The 19,583-nt window shown below is 64.3% G+C and carries 19 protein-coding genes, 2 tRNA genes and 1 pseudogene; 15 read left to right on the forward strand and 7 right to left on the reverse strand.

The genetic code is table 11. The features are described 5' to 3' along the window. Nucleotides 1–83: 83 nt before the first annotated feature. From AB7G19_RS15910 to AB7G19_RS15940, 7 genes are all read left to right on the forward strand, one after another. Entirely contained in the window at nt 84–1,376 is a 1,293-nt protein-coding gene (locus AB7G19_RS15910; RefSeq protein ID WP_224517354.1) for an ABC transporter substrate-binding protein, read from the forward strand. Nucleotides 1,377–1,480: 104 nt separating this feature from the next. Beyond that, nucleotides 1,481–2,401 (forward strand): branched-chain amino acid ABC transporter permease, encoded by a 921-nt coding sequence (locus AB7G19_RS15915; protein ID WP_014494228.1) that lies wholly within the window; start codon nt 1,481–1,483, stop codon nt 2,399–2,401. 3 nt (nt 2,402–2,404) lie between these two features. After that, entirely contained in the window at nt 2,405–3,448 is a 1,044-nt protein-coding gene (locus tag AB7G19_RS15920; protein ID WP_283016966.1) for a branched-chain amino acid ABC transporter permease, read from the forward strand. Then, entirely contained in the window at nt 3,445–4,188 is a 744-nt protein-coding gene (locus AB7G19_RS15925; protein WP_028158494.1) for an ABC transporter ATP-binding protein, read from the forward strand. Before AB7G19_RS15920 ends, AB7G19_RS15925 begins: the two co-directional genes overlap by 4 nt. After that, nucleotides 4,185–4,886 carry an ABC transporter ATP-binding protein gene (locus tag AB7G19_RS15930; RefSeq protein ID WP_283016965.1) on the forward strand — a complete coding sequence of 234 codons (702 nt, stop codon included), beginning with the start codon at nt 4,185–4,187 and terminating at the stop codon, nt 4,884–4,886. Before AB7G19_RS15925 ends, AB7G19_RS15930 begins: the two co-directional genes overlap by 4 nt. Then, nucleotides 4,887–5,534, forward strand: a complete 648-nt coding sequence (locus AB7G19_RS15935) for an ATP-binding cassette domain-containing protein (protein WP_135215471.1) — start codon at nt 4,887–4,889, stop codon at nt 5,532–5,534. 12 nt (nt 5,535–5,546) lie between these two features. Then, nucleotides 5,547–6,983, forward strand: a complete 1,437-nt coding sequence (locus AB7G19_RS15940) for an NAD-dependent succinate-semialdehyde dehydrogenase (RefSeq protein WP_283016964.1) — start codon at nt 5,547–5,549, stop codon at nt 6,981–6,983. 39 nt (nt 6,984–7,022) lie between these two features. Here AB7G19_RS15940 and AB7G19_RS15945 read toward each other — a convergent pair whose 3' ends face one another. The 3 genes from AB7G19_RS15945 to AB7G19_RS15955 form a co-directional block, all read right to left on the reverse strand. Then, entirely contained in the window at nt 7,023–8,375 is a 1,353-nt protein-coding gene (locus AB7G19_RS15945; protein ID WP_283016963.1) for a caspase family protein, read from the reverse strand. Nucleotides 8,376–8,485: 110 nt separating this feature from the next. Next, nucleotides 8,486–9,124 carry a glutathione binding-like protein gene (locus AB7G19_RS15950; RefSeq protein WP_283016962.1) on the reverse strand — a complete coding sequence of 213 codons (639 nt, stop codon included), beginning with the start codon at nt 9,122–9,124 and terminating at the stop codon, nt 8,486–8,488. A gap of 12 nt (nt 9,125–9,136) precedes the next feature. Beyond that, nucleotides 9,137–9,730, reverse strand: coding sequence for a cysteine hydrolase family protein (locus tag AB7G19_RS15955; RefSeq protein WP_283016961.1), 594 nt, complete (start codon nt 9,728–9,730; stop codon nt 9,137–9,139). A 127-nt stretch (nt 9,731–9,857) separates the two neighbouring features. Here AB7G19_RS15955 and AB7G19_RS15960 point away from each other — a divergent pair, with 127 nt between their 5' ends. The 6 genes and pseudogenes from AB7G19_RS15960 to lepB all read left to right on the forward strand — a co-directional run bounded on the left by AB7G19_RS15960 (nt 9,858) and on the right by lepB (nt 13,864). Further along, complete coding sequence (locus AB7G19_RS15960) at nt 9,858–10,691, forward strand: LysR family transcriptional regulator (protein ID WP_283016960.1); 834 nt, start codon at nt 9,858–9,860, stop codon at nt 10,689–10,691. Between the two features lie 142 nt (nt 10,692–10,833). After that, nucleotides 10,834–11,121, forward strand: coding sequence for a GIY-YIG nuclease family protein (locus AB7G19_RS15965; RefSeq protein ID WP_071912533.1), 288 nt, complete (start codon nt 10,834–10,836; stop codon nt 11,119–11,121). Nucleotides 11,122–11,326: 205 nt separating this feature from the next. Beyond that, a tRNA-Phe gene (locus AB7G19_RS15970) sits at nt 11,327–11,396 on the forward strand. A gap of 4 nt (nt 11,397–11,400) precedes the next feature. Further along, nucleotides 11,401–11,466 (forward strand) — tRNA-Asn (locus AB7G19_RS15975). Between the two features lie 335 nt (nt 11,467–11,801). Next, a complete protein-coding gene (locus AB7G19_RS15980; protein ID WP_283016959.1) occupies nt 11,802–12,953 on the forward strand; it encodes a slipin family protein in 1,152 nt (383 codons plus the stop codon). 163 nt (nt 12,954–13,116) lie between these two features. Beyond that, nucleotides 13,117–13,864, forward strand: a pseudogene (lepB, locus tag AB7G19_RS15985) (signal peptidase I). A 96-nt stretch (nt 13,865–13,960) separates the two neighbouring features. Here the strand turns inward: lepB and AB7G19_RS15990 are convergent. The 3 genes from AB7G19_RS15990 to AB7G19_RS16000 all read right to left on the reverse strand — a co-directional run bounded on the left by AB7G19_RS15990 (nt 13,961) and on the right by AB7G19_RS16000 (nt 16,758). Next, nucleotides 13,961–14,578, reverse strand: a complete 618-nt coding sequence (locus tag AB7G19_RS15990; protein ID WP_283016957.1) for a hypothetical protein — start codon at nt 14,576–14,578, stop codon at nt 13,961–13,963. A 180-nt stretch (nt 14,579–14,758) separates the two neighbouring features. Then, nucleotides 14,759–16,399 (reverse strand): chaperonin GroEL, encoded by a 1,641-nt coding sequence (gene groL / locus AB7G19_RS15995; RefSeq protein WP_071912538.1) that lies wholly within the window; start codon nt 16,397–16,399, stop codon nt 14,759–14,761. A gap of 44 nt (nt 16,400–16,443) precedes the next feature. Continuing rightward, nucleotides 16,444–16,758 carry a co-chaperone GroES gene (locus tag AB7G19_RS16000; protein ID WP_008139213.1) on the reverse strand — a complete coding sequence of 105 codons (315 nt, stop codon included), beginning with the start codon at nt 16,756–16,758 and terminating at the stop codon, nt 16,444–16,446. A gap of 378 nt (nt 16,759–17,136) precedes the next feature. Between AB7G19_RS16000 and AB7G19_RS16005 the strand changes: the two genes are divergently transcribed. Beyond that, complete coding sequence (locus AB7G19_RS16005; protein WP_014494242.1) at nt 17,137–17,424, forward strand: usg protein; 288 nt, start codon at nt 17,137–17,139, stop codon at nt 17,422–17,424. A 160-nt stretch (nt 17,425–17,584) separates the two neighbouring features. Continuing rightward, nucleotides 17,585–18,124, forward strand: coding sequence for a cupin domain-containing protein (locus tag AB7G19_RS16010; RefSeq protein WP_283016956.1), 540 nt, complete (start codon nt 17,585–17,587; stop codon nt 18,122–18,124). 133 nt (nt 18,125–18,257) lie between these two features. Here the strand turns inward: AB7G19_RS16010 and AB7G19_RS16015 are convergent, their stop codons facing one another. Beyond that, the gene (locus AB7G19_RS16015) at nt 18,258–19,508 is read right to left on the reverse strand and encodes a NupC/NupG family nucleoside CNT transporter (RefSeq protein WP_283016955.1); all 1,251 of its coding nucleotides are present in this window, start codon (nt 19,506–19,508) and stop codon (nt 18,258–18,260) included. Nucleotides 19,509–19,583 lie beyond the last annotated feature (75 nt).

The raw sequence follows: 19,583 nt of genomic DNA on the forward strand, positions 1-19,583 counted from the left end.
CAAATATTCCACTTTACATCATAATTGGAATGAATATTCTAATCGCAGAAAAAAGCAAAAGACTTCGAAAACGGGAGGAAACGATGAGAGAGCGTCAGATCTCACGGCGAAGCGTTCTGAAGGGCAGCTTGATGGCCAGCGTCATCGGCGGCACCGGCAGCTTCTTTGGCCCGTGGAAAGAGAATCATGCCTGGGCGCAAGGCGCGAAGCCGATCAAGCTCGGCCTGACCTGCGATGCCAGCGGCCAATACGGCAACAGCGGCCAGGATGATTTCCGCGGCATCAAGATGGCGATCGACGAGTTCAACGCCAAAGGCGGCGTGCTCGGCCGCCAAGTCTCGTTCATCACCGCGGACACCGAGACGACGCCGGCCACCGGCAGCCGCGTTGCCGAACGCTTCATCACCCGCGAGGACTGCACCATCCTGATCGGCGCGCTGCATTCCGGCGTCGCCAACGCCATCACCCAGGTCGCCAGCAAATACGGCGTGATCTACATGAACACCAATTCCTCCGCGCCGAGCGAAGCCGGGGAGAATTGCTCGCGTGTGAAATTCGTCTGGGACGGCAACGGCACCAATTTCTCCAAGGCATCGGTCAAGAACGCAGTCGATTCCATCGGCAAGAACTGGATGCTGCTGACCAATGACTACGTCTGGGGTCACACGACGTCTGCCGCGACCAAGGCGCAGGTCGAGGCTGCCGGCGGCAAGATCATCGATAATCTGCTGGTGCCGCAGAACACCCGCGACTTCACCGCCTACCTCCTGAAGATCCAACAAGCAAAACCCGACGTGGTCGCGACTGCGATCGGCGGCGACGACATCAAGGCACTGCGCGAGCAGGTGGCGCAGCTCAAGCTCGACGGCAAGCCCGCCTGGATCAACAACCAGCAGGACTGGCCCGATGTCTGGGGCGCGCCCGACAGCCTGTTCGGCGTGTTCGGCACGACCTGGTATCACAAGCTGCAGCTGCCCGGCGTCGCCGAGTTCGTTAGGAAATGGCAGGCGGCCAACAAGGACGGCCCGATCCCGGTGCCGGGCAACGTCTCCTACAACGGCTATATGAGCACGCGCGAACTGCTCCGTGCAATCGAGCGGGCAGGGTCGACCAACAACGTCAAGATCATCAAGGAGATCGAGAACCTCAAGGTCTCGGCAACCGATCGCATGCAGCACTTCGACGCCTACATGGATCCCGTGACGCATCAGATGCAGCAGACGATCTATCTGGCGCGGCGCAACGCCAAGCCGGCCGACAACACCGATCTGTTCGAGATCATCAGCTGGACGGAGCCGAAATCGGCTGCCGATGACGCTGCGCCCGGCAAGTGCAAGCTCACGCCCTACGAGCAGGTGCCGACCGTCGACTCCTAGAGACGGTGCGTCGCGTCGTGGAACGAGCGGCGCGCATGTCGCGCGCCGCAGGCCCGGGCCATCGAGGGCTTGGGGGAGCAATACCAGTTGCGAGAGTCAAAACCTTGTTCGACCTTCTTCCGCATCTCCTGAATGGCCTGACGCTTGGCCTGTTGTTCGCGCTGATCGCGCTCGGCTTCATGCTCATTGTCGGGCTGATGGAGCAGATCAACCTTGCGCATGGGTCCCTGTTCGCGCTCGGGGCCTATGTCGCCATGCAGCTCACCGGACCGCGCCCGCCATTGCCGGCCGATCTTGCGAAAGCGTGGCTCGCGCTGCCGCTGGGCTGGCGCTATGCCGCGACGCTCGTGATCGCGCCCGTGATCGTGAGCCTCGTCGGCATGCTGATCGAGCTCTGCATGCGGCGGACCTACGGCAAGGACCCGCTGTACGGGCTTCTCCTGACCTTCGGCGCCGCGATGGTGATCGAGGAGTTGATCCGCCTGGTCTGGGGCACGCGTGACTATGTGCTCCAGGTGCCGTCCGCCATCAACGGCGGCTTCCTGTTCGGCGACCTGATCTGGTCGACCTATCGCTTCTACGCGGCGGGCATCGCGGCCGGGATCATCGGCCTGGTCTGGCTGTTGATCGAAAAGACTTCATTCGGCGCAACCGTCAAGGCCGGCGCTCATGACAGCGAGATCGTCCGCGCGCTCGGCATCAACCTGTCGCGATTGCGGCTGCTGGTCTTCGTGTTCGGCACGATGCTGGCCGCGATCGCGGGCATCATCGTCGCGCCGATCTGGGGCATTCGTCCGCATATGGGCGTCGATGCCGTCATCCCCGCGTTCCTGGTGATCGTGCTCGGCGGCGTCGGGAGTTTCTGGGGCGCCGTCGTGGCCGGGCTGCTGGTCGGACTCTGTGTCGGCCTTGCCGGCGCTTACGCGTCCGAATGGTCGCTGTTGTCGATGTACATCCTGCTCGTCGCCGTCGTGACGTTCCGTGCACGCGGGCTGTGGGGCAAGAAAAGCGTGCTCGAGGCCTAGGGAATGATTGTGGGATCAAGATCTTCATCCGATGCCGCGCGCCTCGTCACGCCGACGATGCTGGTGCTCTGGCTGGTGCTTGCAACGGTGCCGCTGTGGATCACGCGGATCGGGCTCTATCCCTATCTCGGGATCGAGATCCTGATCTGGTCGCTCTATGCGCTTGCGTTCAACCTGGTGCTGGGCACGGCCGGACTTCCCTCGTTCGGACATGGCGCCTATTTCGGCATCGGCGCCTATGCGTTCGGGCTCTGCCAGCTCGACATTGTCGCCAATCTCTGGATCTGTCTCGCTGCCGCGGCCGTGGTCGCGGGGCTTGCCGGCGTGCTGGTGGCGCTGTTCATCTCGCACCGGCGCGGCATCTACTATGCCTTCATGACCATCGCCTTCGGCCAGATCTTCTGGACGCTGGCGATCAAGTCGCACCGCATCACCGGCGGTGAGGATGGGCTTCTCAAGATCAAGCGGCTGCCGGCCGATTTCGGGCTGGTGTCGTTCGATCTCACCGACAATGTCGCGTTCTACTATTTCGTGCTCGCGGTGTTCGCGGTCGGTACCGCCGTCTTGTGGCGGCTGGTGCACTCGCCCTACGGCCGCGTGGTCGCTGCGATCAGGCAGAGCGAGGTTCGCGCCGCCCATCTCGGCTATAACGTGTGGCTCTACAAGGCGTCGGTGTTCGCGCTGTCGGCGGCCGTGTCCGGCTTTGCCGGCGGACTGTTCGCGATGGCGCAGCTCGCCGCATTCCCTGATGTCATGAGCCTGCATCAATCCGGCTACGTCGTGATGATGACGCTGGTCGGTGGCGGGCTCGTCAGCTTCTGGGGGCCGGTGATCGGCGTTTTTCTCTTCCTCACCGCGCGCGACGTGATCGGCGCCCTGACCAATGCCTGGATGCTCTATTTTGGTCTGCTGTTCATTGCGATCGTGCTGTTCCGCCCCGAGGGCATCGCGGGCGCGCTCTCGGCCGCCGCGCAGCAGCATTCCCTCAACGCGCTGCGGCGGCGCGGCACGTCCGCGATGCGACTGCTGGTCGGGGGCGGGCGATGAGCATGATCGAGGCCGCAGGTGTGCACGTTCGCTTCGGCGATCGCGTCGTGCTGGAAAGCGTCGATCTCGCGGTTGCCGAGGGCGAGTTTCACGGCGTGATGGGCCCGAACGGCGCGGGCAAGACCACGTTCTTCAACGTCCTCACCGGCCGGGTGAAACCGAGCCGCGGCCGAGTCCTGCTCGGCGGCGAGGATGTCACGGGATTGAGCCCGCACCGCATCGCCGCCAAGGGCATCGCCCGCTCGTTTCAGATCATGACCCTGTTCGACGAATTCTCCGCCCGCGACAACGTCATGATGGGCTTGCCCGCGTTTCGCGCCCGTGGCCTCGATATCGCGCGGGCGGCAGCTGGAGATCGCAGGTTTGCCGAGCAGGCATCCGAAGCGCTCGCCGCGGTCGGGCTTGCCGACAAGGGCGATGTCCGTGCCAAGGACCTGTCCTATGGCGACCGCCGCGCACTCGAGATCGCGGTCGCGCTGGCGCAGGCCCCGCGCGTGCTGTGCCTGGACGAGCCGACCTCCGGCCTCGGCTCCGACGGCGTGCAGCGGCTGGCCGCTCTGGTGGCGCGCCTGAAGGGCCGGCTGACCATCGTCGCCATCGAGCACGACATGGAGTTCCTGTTCTCGCTCGCCGATCGCATCTCGGTCATCCATTGGGGCCAGGTGGTGGCGCGCGGCACGCCGCACGAGCTGCAGCAGAACGAATGGGTGCGTCGCTCCAATCTCGGGAAATTCGCATGATCCTCGAAGTGGATGGGGTCGATACCTTCTACGGCGAGACCCAGGCGCTGTTCGGCGCCTCGCTCGCTATCGAGCACGCCAAGGTGTTTGCACTGCTCGGGCCGAACGGCGCCGGCAAGACCACCATGCTCCGTTCGATTCTCGGGCTGACCCGCCCGCGCCGCGGCGCGGTTCGCTTCGACGGGCATGACGTGACGCGCGATCCGACCCACGAGATCGCGCGCGCCGGCATCGGCTGGGTGCCCGACGACCGGCGGCTGTGCCCGACCTTGTCGGTGGCGCGCAACCTCACCATCGCGCAGAAGCGCACGCGCTTTCGCAACTGGAGCGTCAAGGAGGCCGCCGCGATCTTCTCGCCGCTCGAATATCTCATGGAGCGCGACTGCGAGAACCTGTCGGGTGGCGAGATGCAGATGGTCGCCATTGCGCGCGCGCTGGTCGGCTCGCCGGGACTGGTCCTGTTCGACGAGCCGAGCCAGGGTCTTGCGCCAAAGATCGTCGGCGACGTGCTCGCCACCATTTTGCGCATGAAAGAGGAGGGGATCGCCTCGCTGGTTGTCGAACAGAATGCGGAGATCGCGCTGTCGGTGGCCGACCATGCCGCGGTGATCGATCGCGGCCGGATCGTCTGGACCGGCGAGGCCGCGACCTTGCGCGATGACCGCGCCCTTCGTCAGCGCTTGCTGGGAGTACAATAAGTGGCCGCACCGCTGCTCGTCCTCGATGACGTTCGCAAGGTCTACACAAGGGGCCGCGTCATCCGCCGTCCGACGTTCACGCTTCAGGCAAACCTGTCGCTGGAGGAGCCGGGTATCGTCGGCGTGGTCGGGCCGAACGGCGCCGGCAAGACGACCTTGTTCGAGATGATGACCGGTTCCAACGCGCCGACCTCGGGGCGCGTGCTGGTCGCGGGCACCGATATCCATGGCGTCAAATATCGCGAGCGCGACCGGCTCGCGATCCACTATCACCAGTCCTATCAGGTCCGGCGGTTTCGCAAGCGCGTTCCGTCCGCCTTGCTGGCGCCGTCGCCGACCCGGACGCCGCTGGTTCACTTGTTCGACGAACCGCAGTTCAACCTGCAGGACGGCTATATCGGCTTCATGCTCGATTTCTTCCGCAAGCTGCGCGACGAGGGCAGGCTGGTCATCCTCTGCATGCATCCGACAGCCAGCTGGCACCTCGACATCCTCGCCGAAATCGCCGGGCAATTCCTGTTCGTCGCCGGCGGCGGGGTGACGCGGATGGCGGACTTCCGCACGCTCGCCGCCGAGCCGCGCTTCCGCCTCTATCTCGGACCGGAGATGACGCGCGCCGCGGATGCCATCTGTCACAGCTCGACGTAAAAGGAGACTCCGTTGGCCTATTCGAACACGCAGCTTTTCATTGCCGGCAAATGGCGCCCGGCCCATTCTGGCAAAGTGATCGAGGTGCGCAATCCCGCGACCGAGGAGGTAATCGGCACCGTCGCTCATGCGGGCCAGTCCGATCTCGACGAGGCGCTGGCCGCCGCTTCCGCCGGCTTCAAGGTCTGGCGCAATGTCGCGCCGTTCGAGCGCTGCCGGATCATGCGCAAGGCCGCCGCGATCATGCGCGAGCGCAATGACGAGATCGCGCCGCTGCTGACGATGGAGCAAGGCAAGACGCTGGGCGAAGCCAAAATGGAGGCAATGGCCGCCGCTGACGTGATCGAGTGGTTCGCGGAGGAGGCCAAGCGCGCCTATGGCCGGTTGATCCCCGCGCGCGGCCCCGGCATCTACCAGATCGCGATGAAGGAGCCGGTCGGCCCGGTCGCCGCGTTCACGCCGTGGAATTTCCCGATCAACCAGGTCGTGCGCAAGCTTTCCGCAGCGCTCGCCGCCGGCTGCTCGATCATCGTCAAGGCGCCGGAGGAGACACCAGCTTCGCCCGCGCAACTGATCCGCGCGTTTGCAGACGCGGGCGTGCCCGACGGCGTCATCAACCTCGTCTACGGCGTGCCGTCGGATATCTCCGAATATTTGATCCCGCATCCGGTGATCCGGAAAATCTCCTTCACCGGCTCGACCCATGTCGGCAAGCAGCTCAACGCGCTCGCGGGCCTGCACATGAAGCGCGCCACCATGGAGCTCGGCGGCCATGCGCCGGCGATCGTCTTTGGGGATGCCGACGTCACCTCGGCCGCGAAGATCCTGGCGGCGGCGAAATATCGTAACGCCGGCCAGGTCTGCATCTCGCCGACGCGGATGCTGGTGCAGGACGACGTGTTCCGCGAATTCGTCGACAAATTCGTCGACAGCGCCAAGGCGTTCAAGGTCGGCAATGGCCTCGATCCCGAGTCCAAAATGGGTTCGCTCGCCAATCCCCGCCGCGTCACCGCCATCGAAGGCATGGTGCAGGATGCCGTCGGCAAGGGCGCCAGGCTCGAGACCGGGGGCAAGCGTGTCGGCAACAAGGGCCATTTCTTCGAGCCGACCGTGGTGAGCGATGTGCCGAAGGATGCGCGCGCGATGAACGAGGAGCCGTTCGGCCCGCTCGCCCTGATCTCCCGCTTCTCGTCATTCGACGACGTGGTCGAGGAGGCGAACCGGCTGCCCTTTGGTCTTGCCTCTTACGCCTTCACCAGCTCGGCCAAGACGGCGGCTGCGATCGGCGCGGCGGTCGAGGCCGGCATGATGTCGATCAACAGCTTTGGTCTGGCGCTGCCCGAGGTGCCGTTCGGCGGCATCAAGGATTCCGGCTACGGTTCGGAAGGCGGCACCGAGGCGATGGAAGGCTACTTCAACACCAAGTTCATCAGCCAGACGGGCGTGTGAGCGGGCGTTGCATGCGAGGCCGCGCGATCATCGCGCGGCTTAGCGCTTGACGAAAACCAGGTTGCAGGCCCGCGCCTCGTTGCGCTTGCCGCTGCCTCGGGTGCGATCGAACTGCGCGTCGACCGTGAAGGCGTAAGGCGAGCCGGGTGCGAGGTTGTTGAGTGTGTAGGTGCTCGCCCCCGTCGTGCCGCGCGCGCTCAAGGTCGTCTTGCCGTCCGCGGGGATCTGGCCGTCGATCTCCAGCCGATTGACACCGCCCGGACCCTGCACCTCGGCGTGAAACACGCCATTGGTCACGGTGGCGACCAGGGGCCTGGTGAAGCCCTGCGCCTTGCCGGAAGCCGGGCAGTTCAACGTCACGTCCCAGCTGCCGTCAAAATCCTTGCTGCCGGTGGTTCTGGCGTTACCGCTCGGCGCGACCGCCACTTTCTGCTTCAGGCCTTCAATGCGTGCCTTGGCGAGGGTGGCGAAGATGCAATTCGGGAATCTCGCGAGATGATCCTCAAAGGCACCCAGCGTGCCGATGCCCTCAGCAGCCTTCCAGTGCGCCTCGGCGGCCGCGCAGGGATCGGCCTTCGGTGCAGCTTGGGGGGGCGCCGGCGCGACCGTGACCGTTACAGGCCCGTTCAGGTAGAACTTGCCGATGATCGACAGCGACAGCTCCGGCAGCTGGGTCTTGCCGCTGGAGTCATAGACGTCGCTGCTGATGTCGCGAAAGACGTCGCCGATTTCCTGCGGCTCCTCGATGTGCTTGAGGAACGCGGTCGTGTAGGGGCTGTTGCGGCCGGTGCCGTCGGCGGCGACCTGCCCTGATTGCGTCGAGAACGACACGATCGTGCCGCGCGGCGCCTCGACTTTCGACAGGCCTCGTCCGATCGAGGCGGCGCGCGTCGAGCCGGCAGAGCGCTTCAAGGTTTCGGCCAGCGGATTGTCGCGGCAGGAATCGAGCACGAGGATTCGCAAATTCTTGGCCTGCTGCAGATCGTTCACGATGTCGTCGACCCGCACGAAGCGCTTGAGGTCTGCTTCATCCGTCAGCACGGCGTCGACAGGCATTAGATAGTTCACGCCGTTGTACTGCATGGCATGGCCGCTGTAGTAGAACATGGCGACATCGGCCCGGCTCGCGGCGCGCGCGAAGCGGATGGTCAGGTCCTGCATGTCGGCCTGGCGCAGGTCGATACCCTGGAACACCTCGAAACCGCTGCGCTTGAGCGAGGCTGCGACGTCTTCGGCATCGTGCGACGGGTTGGGTAGCTGCGCCGTAGAGACATAAGCGCCGTTGCCGATCACCAGCGCAACCCGCGTGTCCGCCGATGCGGGGCCAAGGCTCAGCCAGAGGGCGAGGAGGGGCAGGAAAAAATGACGCAAAATTCCAGAAGGAGCACGCATGAATGCCTTCCAGGGAAATATCGAAAAATATTCACCCAGATTAGCGCATGCCGCGTCGGTATCAATGCCCTCGCTGCGGACCCGTCAGATTTAGCGACCGTGACATCCTGTCACGCCGGGTTTGCCGCCACCGTCTTGCGCAGCTCCATCTCGGTCGCAATCGCCTCCCGCACGCTGGGCCGCCCCTGCATGCGCGCGAGATAGGCCGACAGGCTTGGCCATTGCGCGATGTCGACGCCCGCGGGACGGAGCAGCAGCAGGGCCCAGGCGAGGTGGGCATCTGCGACGGTGAAACGGTCGCCGACGAGGAATTCGCGGTCGGCGAGATGTGCTGATGGCACCGCCAATGTCTGCGTGATCCTCGCACGCGGCTTGGCGAGCGAGCCGTCGTCCTTGTACCAGAAGGTCGGAAACAGGAAGGCCTTGTGGATCTCGGCGCCGATGAAGCTCAGCCATTCCTGCAGGCGGTAGCGGTCGGGATCGCCGAACCGGGGCGCCAGGCCCGCCTCCGGCTTCGCATCGGCGATGTATTGCAGCACCGCCGCGCTTTCGGTCAGCCGTTCGCCGTTCTCCAGCACCAGGACCGGCACCGCGGCCTTCGGCGACACGCCGCGGAAATCGCCGTCGTCGTCGGCGACCGTCTTGGTCCGGAGATGCACCAGATGATAACGCGCATCGAGGCCGGCCTCCATCAGCGCGATGCGGCTCGCAAGCGAGCAGGCCATCGGCGAGAAATAGAGCTGCAGCATCGCGTTGCTCCGTTATTTCAGCGCATCGCCGCGCGCGATGATCGCGAAGCGGTCGGATAGCTCGGCGAGTGCAACCTCGTGGATGGTCCGGGCGTCCAGCGTGCCGCCGCGGCCGTCGGGCAGGTCGCGCGTGGCGCAGGCATCGGCGTCAACAGTCGTGCGAAAGCCGAGGTCGAGCGCGGCACGGGCGGTGGAGCTGACGCACATATGCGTCATGAAGCCGGCCAGTACGATGTTCTTCCTGTCGGTTGCGGCAAGGCGCGCCTGCAGATCAGTGCCGGCAAATGCATTGGGCAACTCCTTCTCGATCACCAGCTCGCCGGCACGGGGGCTCAGCTCGGCGACGATGGCGCCGCGGTCGGCGCCGCGATCGAACAGGCTGCCGGCCTTGCCGCGATGGGCGATATGGATGATCGCGGCTCCGCTCTCGCGTGCCCGTGCCAGGAGCGCAGCCGCCCGCGCGATCGCAGGTCCCGCGTCGGGCAGAGCGAGGGGACCCGCGAGATATTCGTTCTGGATATCGATCAGCACCAGCGCGGCGTCGCCAAGACGCGGCGGGTTGAGATCGGCACCGGCGAGCTGCAGCAGGGTCTTTGCGGTCGTCATGGTCTGGAAATCTCCGGGGCAAGAGGCTGCACAAACATAGCCTCGGGAATGCCTGCCGATATGCAGGGATATTGCAGCGGGTGGCTGCGATATTGCAGGCTGCTCCCGGCCGGTATAACCTGACGCAATGAACTGGGACGATCTGCGCATCATCGCTGCCGTCAGGGACGAGGGCACCTACGCGGGCGCCAGCGCGCGGCTGCGCATCGACGAAACCACGGTCGGGCGCAGGCTGTCGCGCATCGAGCGTGCACTCGGTTTGCGTCTGTTCGAGGCGGCCGACGGCGTCCGCAGGCCGACGCGGAGTTGCGAGGCGGTGCTGGCGCATGTCGAGGCGATGGCCGCACATGCCGCCGAGATCGGTCGCGTCGGCGCGAGCCTGGCAGGTCCGGTGGGACGCCTGCGCATCGCCTCCACCAACACGTTCGCTGAGGAGGTGCTGTCGCCGCGCGCGAGCGACTTCCTGCGCGCCAATCCCGGCCTGACGCTGCAATTCCTCACCTCGAGCGAGAACGTCAAGTTCTCGCGCTGGGAAGCCGATCTCGCCATCCGGCTGCGCAAACCCGACAAGGGTGACTTCGCGATCTCCAGGCTCGGCGACGTCAAGCTTTATTATTTCGAGCCTGTTGCGACCGAGGGCGAGCCGGTGCTGTGCGCCTATCCGGACGAACTCGGTGCCATTCCCGAGATGCAATTCCTGCGCATGAAGCAAGCCCGCGCGCGCTGCGTCACCGACAACGTTCGCGTCATCCGTAACCTGATCCGCGCGCATCGGGCCGCCGGCGTGTTGCCGGAGTATGTTTGCGCGGACTTGCTCGGCGATCGCCGCCTGCGCGCCACGCTGCTGCCGAAGCGGCGCGACGCCTGGCTGCTGGTGCAGAACCACCTCAAGCGCGATCCCGCGACGCGTGTGACGATCGACTGGGTGAGGGCGTGTTTTCAGGAAACGTCGCGCGGTTGACGTCACGCTTCAGTCATTCGACAGCAAGATCTCTTGTTGCATCTTTTGGTTGAGATTGTCTTCGCGTGATTCTAACATCCGGTCGTCATTCCGGGGCGGCGCGAAGCGCCGAGCCCGGAATCCATAACCACAGGCTGGAGGAATGGCCTACTACGTCTACATCCTGGCAAGTAGGAAGTACGGCACGTTGTACATCGGTGTAACGAGCGACCTCGTTCGACGCGTCTACGAGCACAAGACCAAGATCGTCCCGGGTTTCACCAAGCGATACGGGATCGACAAGCTGGTTCTGTTCGAGACTTTCGATGACCCCGTAAGCGCAATCGCTCGCGAGAAAGAGCTCAAGAAATGGCGGCGGGATTGGAAGACGCGATTGATCGATGAACAGAATCCGAATTGGGATGATCTCTACAGCGGCATCTCCAATTAGGGCCTGTGGTTATGGATTCCGGGCTCGCGGCTTCGCCGCGCCCCGGAATGACAAACCAAAAAAAATCTCGCACCACCCCCTTGCAACCCGAACGTGCTTCGTCTATTAGCGCCCTCCTTCGCTAGGCCATGGGTTCGGGCTCTCTGAGATCCCGACTGGCGCGAGCCGCTCTGCGGTTTCGTGTTCCGCCGAATGAAGGGCAAACGCAGGACGTAGCTCATGGAGAGCGTCGGGCTGAACACCCGAAGGCATCGGTTCGATTCCGGTCTCTTGCACAAAGGATAGCTCAGTTTGGTAGAGCAGATGACTGTTACTCATCCTGTCGCGGGTTCGAATCCCGCTCCAGCGCTCCGTTTCAGCCTGAAAAGCTGATACCTCTGACGAGGACCGGACGCGCGCTTCAGTCGCAGTCCGGCCGTTTTGCCGAAAGGCTTACCGTCCGAACCTAGACACTGTGAGACCGGCTTTGCGCCGCGGGTCGATACCGCTTGCGCTGATGCCGGGTGGCTCCGCATGACCGCTCGACACGCGTCGAGCGATCGCGCGCGTGCGCCCGTCATCATGCAAGTTCAAGCCCCGGCCCGCTGATTTCCCGGGAAGCGTCGTCCGCGTCCTCACGTCCTTTGCAAACGAAACCTGCTGTCCGGCATCCGGCCGGGCGCAAACGAAGGAGGCGTGCCATGACCTGGCACTTGCTGATGTTGAACGTGACGGTGAAGGATGGCGAGCGTGCGTTGCTCACGCGCAACGGACAGCTCGTGCGCGTGCTCGCGCCCGGCAAGCATCGCTTGTTCGATCCCCTGCACGAGCTGAAGGCCGAGGTGCTCGACGTGGTGCGCAGCGAATTCCCCGCGGATCGCTACGCGGTACTGAAGGCCGCGCGGCCTGATCTGGCCGCTGAGCTGTTCGAGGCGATCGAGACCAAGGCGGACGAGATCGCCATCGTCAGCCTCGACGGCCGGCCCGTGCATCTGATGACGCCCTGGCAGGCGCGCGTCTACTGGAAGGTCGCGACCCGCATCGATGTCGAGCGCATCGATGTTTCCGCCGATCCTCGGGTTGGCGCGCGGCACCTGACCATGATCGAGCGCAACCGCTCGACCGTCGTGATGGAAGCGGTGGTCGAGAACCACGAGGCGGGCCTGCTCTATGTCGAGGGCCGGCTCGTGGAGCGGCTTGCGCCCGGCCGGCACGCCTTCTGGACCGTCGGCCGCAAGATCGAGGTGAAGCGCCTCGACCTGCGGCCCCAGGCGGTCGAGATCACCGCGCAGGAGATGCTGACCAAGGATCGCATCGCGCTGCGGGTGACGCTGACGGCGTTCCGCAGGATCGTCGATCCCGAGCGCACGGTTGCGACCGTGCCCGACGTGGATGCGTGGCTGTACCGGCTGGTGCAGTTCGCGATCCGCGAGGCGGTGGCGGGCCGGACGCTGGACGAGGTGCTGTCTGCGAAGGCGGCGCTGGATGCGGAGCTGCGCGACTATGTGCGTGCACGCGTCGCGGAGTCCGGCATGGAGGTGACCGAGCTCGGCGTCAAGGACGTGATCCTGCCCGGCGAGATCCGGGAGCTGGTGAACAAGGTGGTGGAGGCGGAGCGGGTCGCGAAGGCGAACCTGATCCGCCGGCAGGAGGAGACCGCGGCGACGCGTTCACTCCTGAACACCGCCCGCCTGATGGAGGAGAACCCCCTGCTGCTGCGGCTCAAGGAGCTGGAGTCGCTGGAGCGGCTGGTCGAGAAGGTCGGCCGCATCGACCTCCATGCCGGCAACGGCGAGGGCCTCGATGCCCTCCTGACCCGGCTCGTGCGCCTGAAGGCGCCCGAGAGCGCATGAAGCAGAAGGGCCGCCCACGGGCGGCCCTTCACATCTCCATTGTCGACGCTTGCGATGAACGCGTGCGCGCGCCCGTGCGACCAAAACCATGAGTGGGTATTGCACGCGCGCGAAGGTTGCGTAATCTCACGGTGACGACCACAATCTCGATCATGGCAAGCGAATGACCACTCTTCAGCAAACGATCCGCCCTACGGCCCGGCCGCGGGAATGGAAAGCGATCGTCGTCCTGATCCTGTTGATCCCGGTGCTGTGGTCGCCGCCGTTCCTGTTTCGCTTCTTCCTGTATCAGCCGTTCAACATTCCTTCCGGCTCGATGACCCCGACGCTGGTCGTCGGCGACTACGTCTTCGCCGCCAAATACGCCTATGGCTACGGCCGCTATTCCTTTCCTTTCGCACCGTCCTGGATCTCGGGCCGTGTCTTTGCGGCCGAGCCCGAGCACGGTGACGTAGTCGTGTTTCGCGCGCCAAAGGACACCTCGGTCGACTACGTCAAGCGCGTGGTCGGGCTGCCCGGCGACCGCATCCAGATGCGGCAGGGACAGCTTGTCCTCAATGACAGACCGGTGACGCGCGTCGCGCTCGCAAACGGGCTCGCCGGCACCGCCTGCGGATCTGGATGGCAGCGTCAAGGTCAAGCGCTGGCGCGAGACGCTGCCCAATGGCAATTCCTACATCACCTACGACTGCGTCGAGAACGGCTACTACGACAACACCAATGTCTACACCGTGCCGCCCGGCCATTTCTTCGTGCTGGGCGACAACCGCGACAACTCGAGCGACAGCCGCGTGATGGCAACGATGGGTTTCATCCCGATGGACAACCTCGTCGGGCGGGTGACGCGGATCATCTGGTCGCTCGACGAAGACGGCGAGCCGCACATGGAGCGGCTGGGGAAGGTGTGGTGAGGGGCGCCGCCGTCATTCCGGGGGGGCGCGTAGCGCTGAGCCCGGAATTCATTCGTCCGCAAGGTTCGTTTTCCGAAGGTCGTCGGGCCGAGCCCTTCAGTCGCCAATCTCTTTCAGAAAGGCCTTCGCGTTTGCGCAGGCTTCGTCCGTGTCGCCAAAGCGGCAGGATTTCGCCAAGAAACGCCGCGCCCGGGCGTTGTTCTTTTCGACGCCGATACCTTTGATCAAGTGAAATCCCATCATCGTGCATGCCCAGGGATCGTCTCGGCCGCATGCCAGTTCATACGTCCGATTGGGACAGGCATAGTCGCCGCTGTCTTCCATGCTGGCGGCAACGTTCGTACAGCCTGAAGCAACGCCGAGCTTGCAGGCCCTCAGAAACAGCGCATCGGAGAGCGGCCCGGTCTTGATCATCCGCTGGACGACGAGTGCGGCTGCGTAGCAGTCGCTCGCGTTGCCCGCCCGACAGCGATCAAGGCACTGCTCCGCCGCAGCCGAGCATCCTTCGATCGAAAAAGCAGGTGCGCCCGCGTTCGCCGGCATGGAGTCAGCGGGGCATTGCTCGGCTCGCGGAAGCCAATCCGGCCATGTCCCTTCCATCTTCCCAATCGCGTCATTGTTGTCCGCCGCGTCTACGGGCGTCGGCGCGGAAAGGCCCGCAGCGGAGATGATGACAAGGGCTGCCAGCAGCGGACGTATCTTGCGGTGCGGCATTGCAATTCTCGTCAGGGCTCCACGGGATCCTGCAGCATTAGTGATCCGAAGGATACACCTTTGAATTGTAGGTGCGCTCGCAGGTCGCCACAAGGCGTTGCATCGGGGCGCCGCCCCAAAACAAAAACCCCGGCATCGCTGCCGGGGTTTCGCATTCCGTATCGTATCTGAACGGCTGGATCAGAAGTCCATGCCGCCCATTCCGCCGCCCGGGGGCATCGCCGGACCGGCGCCGCCCTTCTTGGGCAGCTCGGCGACCATGGCTTCCGTGGTGATCAGGAGCGCGGCAACCGAGGCTGCGTTCTGGATCGCGGTACGGACCACCTTGGTCGGGTCGATGATGCCCTTGGTGACCAGGTTGACGTACTCGCCGGTCTGGGAGTCGAAGCCGTAAGCGTAGGTCTTGTTCTCCAGGATCTTGCCGACGATCACCGAACCGTCTTCACCGGCGTTGATCGCGATCTGGCGAGCGGGAGCCGACAGCGCCTTGCGCACGATCTCGACGCCGGTCTTCTGGTCGTCGTTCTTGGTGCGCAGACCCTTGAGCTGCTCGGAGGCACGGAGCAGGGCGACGCCGCCGCCCGGGACGATGCCTTCCTCGACCGCCGCGCGGGTCGCATGCATCGCGTCATCAACGCGATCCTTGCGCTCCTTCACCTCGACCTCGGTCGCGCCGCCGACGCGGATCACCGCGACGCCGCCTGCGAGCTTGGCGAGACGCTCCTGGAGCTTCTCACGGTCGTAGTCCGAGGTGGTCTCCTCGATCTGCGCCTTGATCTGGGCCACGCGCGCCTCGATGTCGGCCTTCTTGCCGGCGCCGTTGACGATCGTTGTGTTCTCCTTGTCGATCATCACCTTCTTGGCGCGACCGAGCATGTTGAGCGTGACGTTCTCGAGCTTGATGCCGAGATCTTCCGAGATCGCCTGGCCGCCGGTCAGGATCGCGATGTCCTGCAGCATGGCCTTGCGGCGATCGCCGAAGCCCGGAGCCTTGACGGCCGCGACCTTCAGACCACCGCGCAGACGGTTGACGACGAGGGTCGCGAGCGCTTCGCCCTCGACGTCCTCGGCGACGATGACCAGCGGCTTGCCGGTCTGCACCACGGCCTCGAGCAGCGGCAGCAGCTCGTTCAGCGAGGAGAGTTTCTTCTCGTTGATGAGGATGTAGGCGTCGTCCATCTCAACGCGCATCTTGTCGGCGTTGGTGACGAAGTAGGGCGAGATGTAGCCGCGGTCGAACTGCATGCCCTCGACGACGTCGAGCTCGGTCTCGAGCGACTTGGCTTCCTCGACGGTGATGACACCCTCGTTGCCGACCTTCTTCATGGCGTCGGAGAGGAACTTGCCGATTTCGGCATCGCCGTTCGCCGAGATGGTGCCGACCTGGGCGATCTCGTCGTTCGAGGTGACCTTCTTGGAGTTCTTGACGAGGTCGGCGACCACGGCTTCCACGGCCAGGTCGATACCACGCTTCAGGTCCATCGGGTTCATGCCGGCGGCAACCGACTTTGCGCCTTCACGAACGATCGCAGCCGCGAGCACGGTTGCGGTGGTGGTGCCGTCGCCGGCCGCGTCAGCCGACTTGGAGGCGACTTCGCGCACCATCTGCGCGCCCATGTTCTCGAACTTGTCGTCGAGCTCGATCTCCTTGGCGACGGTGACGCCGTCCTTGGTGATGCGGGGAGCGCCGAACGACTTGTCGAGGACGACGTTGCGGCCCTTGGGGCCGAGCGTCACCTTGACGGCGTTGGCGAGGATGTCGACGCCACGCAGCATCTTGTCGCGTGCATCGACGCCGAATTTGACTTCTTTAGCTGACATCTGGATTTTTCCTTAGGTGTTTAGCTGGTGGGGAGAGGGGGCTCTTAGGCCGCCTTCTTCTTGGAAGCGGGGACGTCGAGGACGCCCATGATGTCGCTTTCCTTCATGATCAGCAGGTCGACGTTGTCGATCTTGACCTCGGTGCCGGACCACTTGCCGAACAGCACGCGGTCGCCGACCTTCAGGTCGATCGGGATCAGCTTGCCAGCTTCGTCGCGGCCACCGGGGCCGACGGCGACGACTTCGCCCTGCGAGGGCTTTTCCTTGGCAGTGTCGGGAATGATGATGCCGCCGGCGGTCTTCTCTTCTGCGTCGATACGCTTGACCACGACGCGGTCGTGAAGCGGACGGAATTTCATGCAGTCCTCCTAAGTAGTTGCACGGTATGGGAATTTTTTGGCGTTAGCAGTCTGTGCCCGCGAGTGCTAGCACAGGCGAAGCTGAAATAGGACAGGAATTTTGCGGGGGCAAGGGCTTCTAGCAGAAAATTCGGCACTCTGAAGGCCCGGGTGCCAGAATCTCTTTACCATCGTTAACCCGCTCGGTGACCGTATTAGCACGGAGCCGTCTCTGCTGCTAAAGCATTGAATTTCAACAGCTTGTTAAACTTTTGGGCTTGAGATGGATTGTCAGTTTGCGTCACATTTCTCTCATGTGAGCGCATCAGTACCGGGTGGCTCGTAAGGCGCACACCGACCAAGCCGCCCTTTGAATGCGCTCCTGCAAAGGAGGTTGGCATGGGCTTGCGGAGTGGGGGCGTTTCCGAAGATTTCCGGAAACAGCTTTTGGGTTACGGGCTGACGACGGCGCAAATTCTCTATCGGATGCCCGATCATCCCTCGCTTCTCCAGACCTACGTCTGGCAGAACTACGACATGTTTCCGAAATTTCCGGCGCTGAAGGATTTCCTGGCGTTCTGGCAGGAGAAGCTCGACGGTCCGCTCCATTCGGTGACCGTCGCGCATTCCAAGCTGATCAAGCCGGCCGAGCTGCGCGCCGTGGATGGCGTGTTCCGGCTGCATTGAACAGCGCGCCGGCATCGTAGAGTGGGCAAAGGCGCGCTCGCGCCGTGCCCACCATCTCTCCGCGATTGCATCTGGCAATGGTGGGCACGCTTTCGCTTTGCCCGCCCTACGATATCTCGTTCTGTGCTAGCCTCCGCCCATAACAACAGGGAGGCGGCCCATGGCCAAGAAAACAAAATCGCGCAGCGCAACCCAGGCCGCGGTGAAGAAGCGGAGCGGAGCCAAGGCCGTGGCACGATCCTCGGCGCGCAAGGCGGTGAAGGCGAAGGCGCGCACGACACCGGCGAAGGCCGCTCCGAAAAAGCCCGCCCGTCCCAAGCAGCGCATCGCCATCAGCCATCACCGCGAGGAAGACTTCAAGGCCGACGGCCTGCGCGCCTACGCAAAGTATCGCGACCTCGGCATCGCCGAAGCCAGCCACGGCCTCGCGCAAGCCCACGTGATCCGCCTGCAAGGACCCTGCGATCCGAACGAGGTGTCGAAGCTGCACTTCCACGACGTCGAATTCCAGATGGTCTACGTGCTCAAGGGCTGGGTGAAGACCTACATGGACGGCCAGGGCGAGACCTTGATGAAGGAAGGCAGCGCCTGGACCCAGCCGCCGAAGATCAAGCACATGATCCTGGATTATTCGGATGACGTGGAGCTGCTGGAGGTGATCCTGCCGGCGGAGTTCAGGACGGTGGAGTTGAAGGCGTAGACGCAGTCGGGAAGGGCGCGCACGTCTCTCCGCTCGTCATTGCGAGGAGCCCTTGCGACGAAGCAATCCAGACTATCTCCGCGGAAAGATTCTGGATTGCTTCGCTTCGCTCGCAATGACGGGTGGAGAGAGCCTAACTCAACACCCCCACCACCGCGCCCATCAAACACGTCGTCAGCGTTCCCGACACGATCGATTTCAGCCCGAGCGCGTTGATCTCCTCGCGCCGCCCCGGCGCCATCACACCTAAGCCGCCGATCATGATGCCGAGGCTGGCGAAATTGGCGAAGCCGCACATTGCGTAGAGCATGATCAAGCGCGAGCGCGGATCGAGCGTATCGGGCGGCAGCTTCGAGAAGTCGACATAGGCGATCAGCTCGTTGAGCACGGTCTTGGTGCCCATCAGGCTGCCGGCGGTCACCGCCTGGTCCCAGGGCAATCCCATCAGCCAGCACACCGGCGCCATCACGAGGCCGAGCAGCCGTTGCAGCGAGATCGCGGCGCCGCCGATATTGGGCAGCAGGCCGAGGATGGCGTTGACGAGATAGACCAGCGCCACCAGCACCAGCAGCATGGCGACGATGTTGATCAGCAGTTCGATCCCCGCGCTCGTCCCCTTCACGATCGCATCCATCGGGCCGGAGACGTCCATCTCAGGATCCTCCAGCGCGCCGCCGGTGCGCTTGTCGGAAGTCTCCGGCACCATGATCAGGCTGACGAGGATCGCGGCCGGCGCGCCCAGCACCGAGGCGATGACGAAATGGGCGGCGGCATCGGGAATGAGCGGCGCCAGCAGCGTCGCGTAGAGCACCAGCACCGTGCCGGCGATGCCGGCCATGCCGCCGGTCATCACCAGGAACAATTCGCTGCGCGTCATCTGCGCCAGATACGGCCGCACGAACAGCGGTGCCTCGACCATGCCGAGGAAGATGTTGGCCGCGGTCGAGAGCCCGACCGCGCCGCCGACGCCCAGCGTCCGCTCCAGCAGCCAGGCCATGCCACGCACGACCGGCGGCAGCACGCGCCAATAGAACAAGAGCGTCGTCAGCACGCTCATGACCAGCACGATCGGCAGCGCCTGGAACGCCAGGATGAAATCGGCGCCCGGCACCTTCGCGTCGAAGGGCAGGGGACCGCCCCCGACATAGCCGAACACGAAGGAGGAGCCGGCGCGCGAGGCCGCGGAGATCGCGCCGACAGCGTCGTTGATCGCCCCAAAAGCCCGTGCGACGACGGGCACTTTCAGGAGGACAGCCGCGGTGACGAAGGTCGCGATGAGGCCAATCGCCGCCTGCCGCAGCGATACGGCGCGGCGATTCTCCGCCAACGCGAAAGCGATCAACAGCAATGCGAAAATGCCGAGTGCCGACTGCAAGCGCAGCATGGTGTCCCCAAAACCCCCAATGATTATGGTCGCGCCCGCGTTGCAAACGCAATGCCGGGAGATGACCTGAACCTC

This window comes from Bradyrhizobium sp. 215_C5_N1_1 (genome assembly GCF_052075935.1).
Lineage (GTDB): Bacteria > Pseudomonadota > Alphaproteobacteria > Rhizobiales > Xanthobacteraceae > Bradyrhizobium > Bradyrhizobium barranii.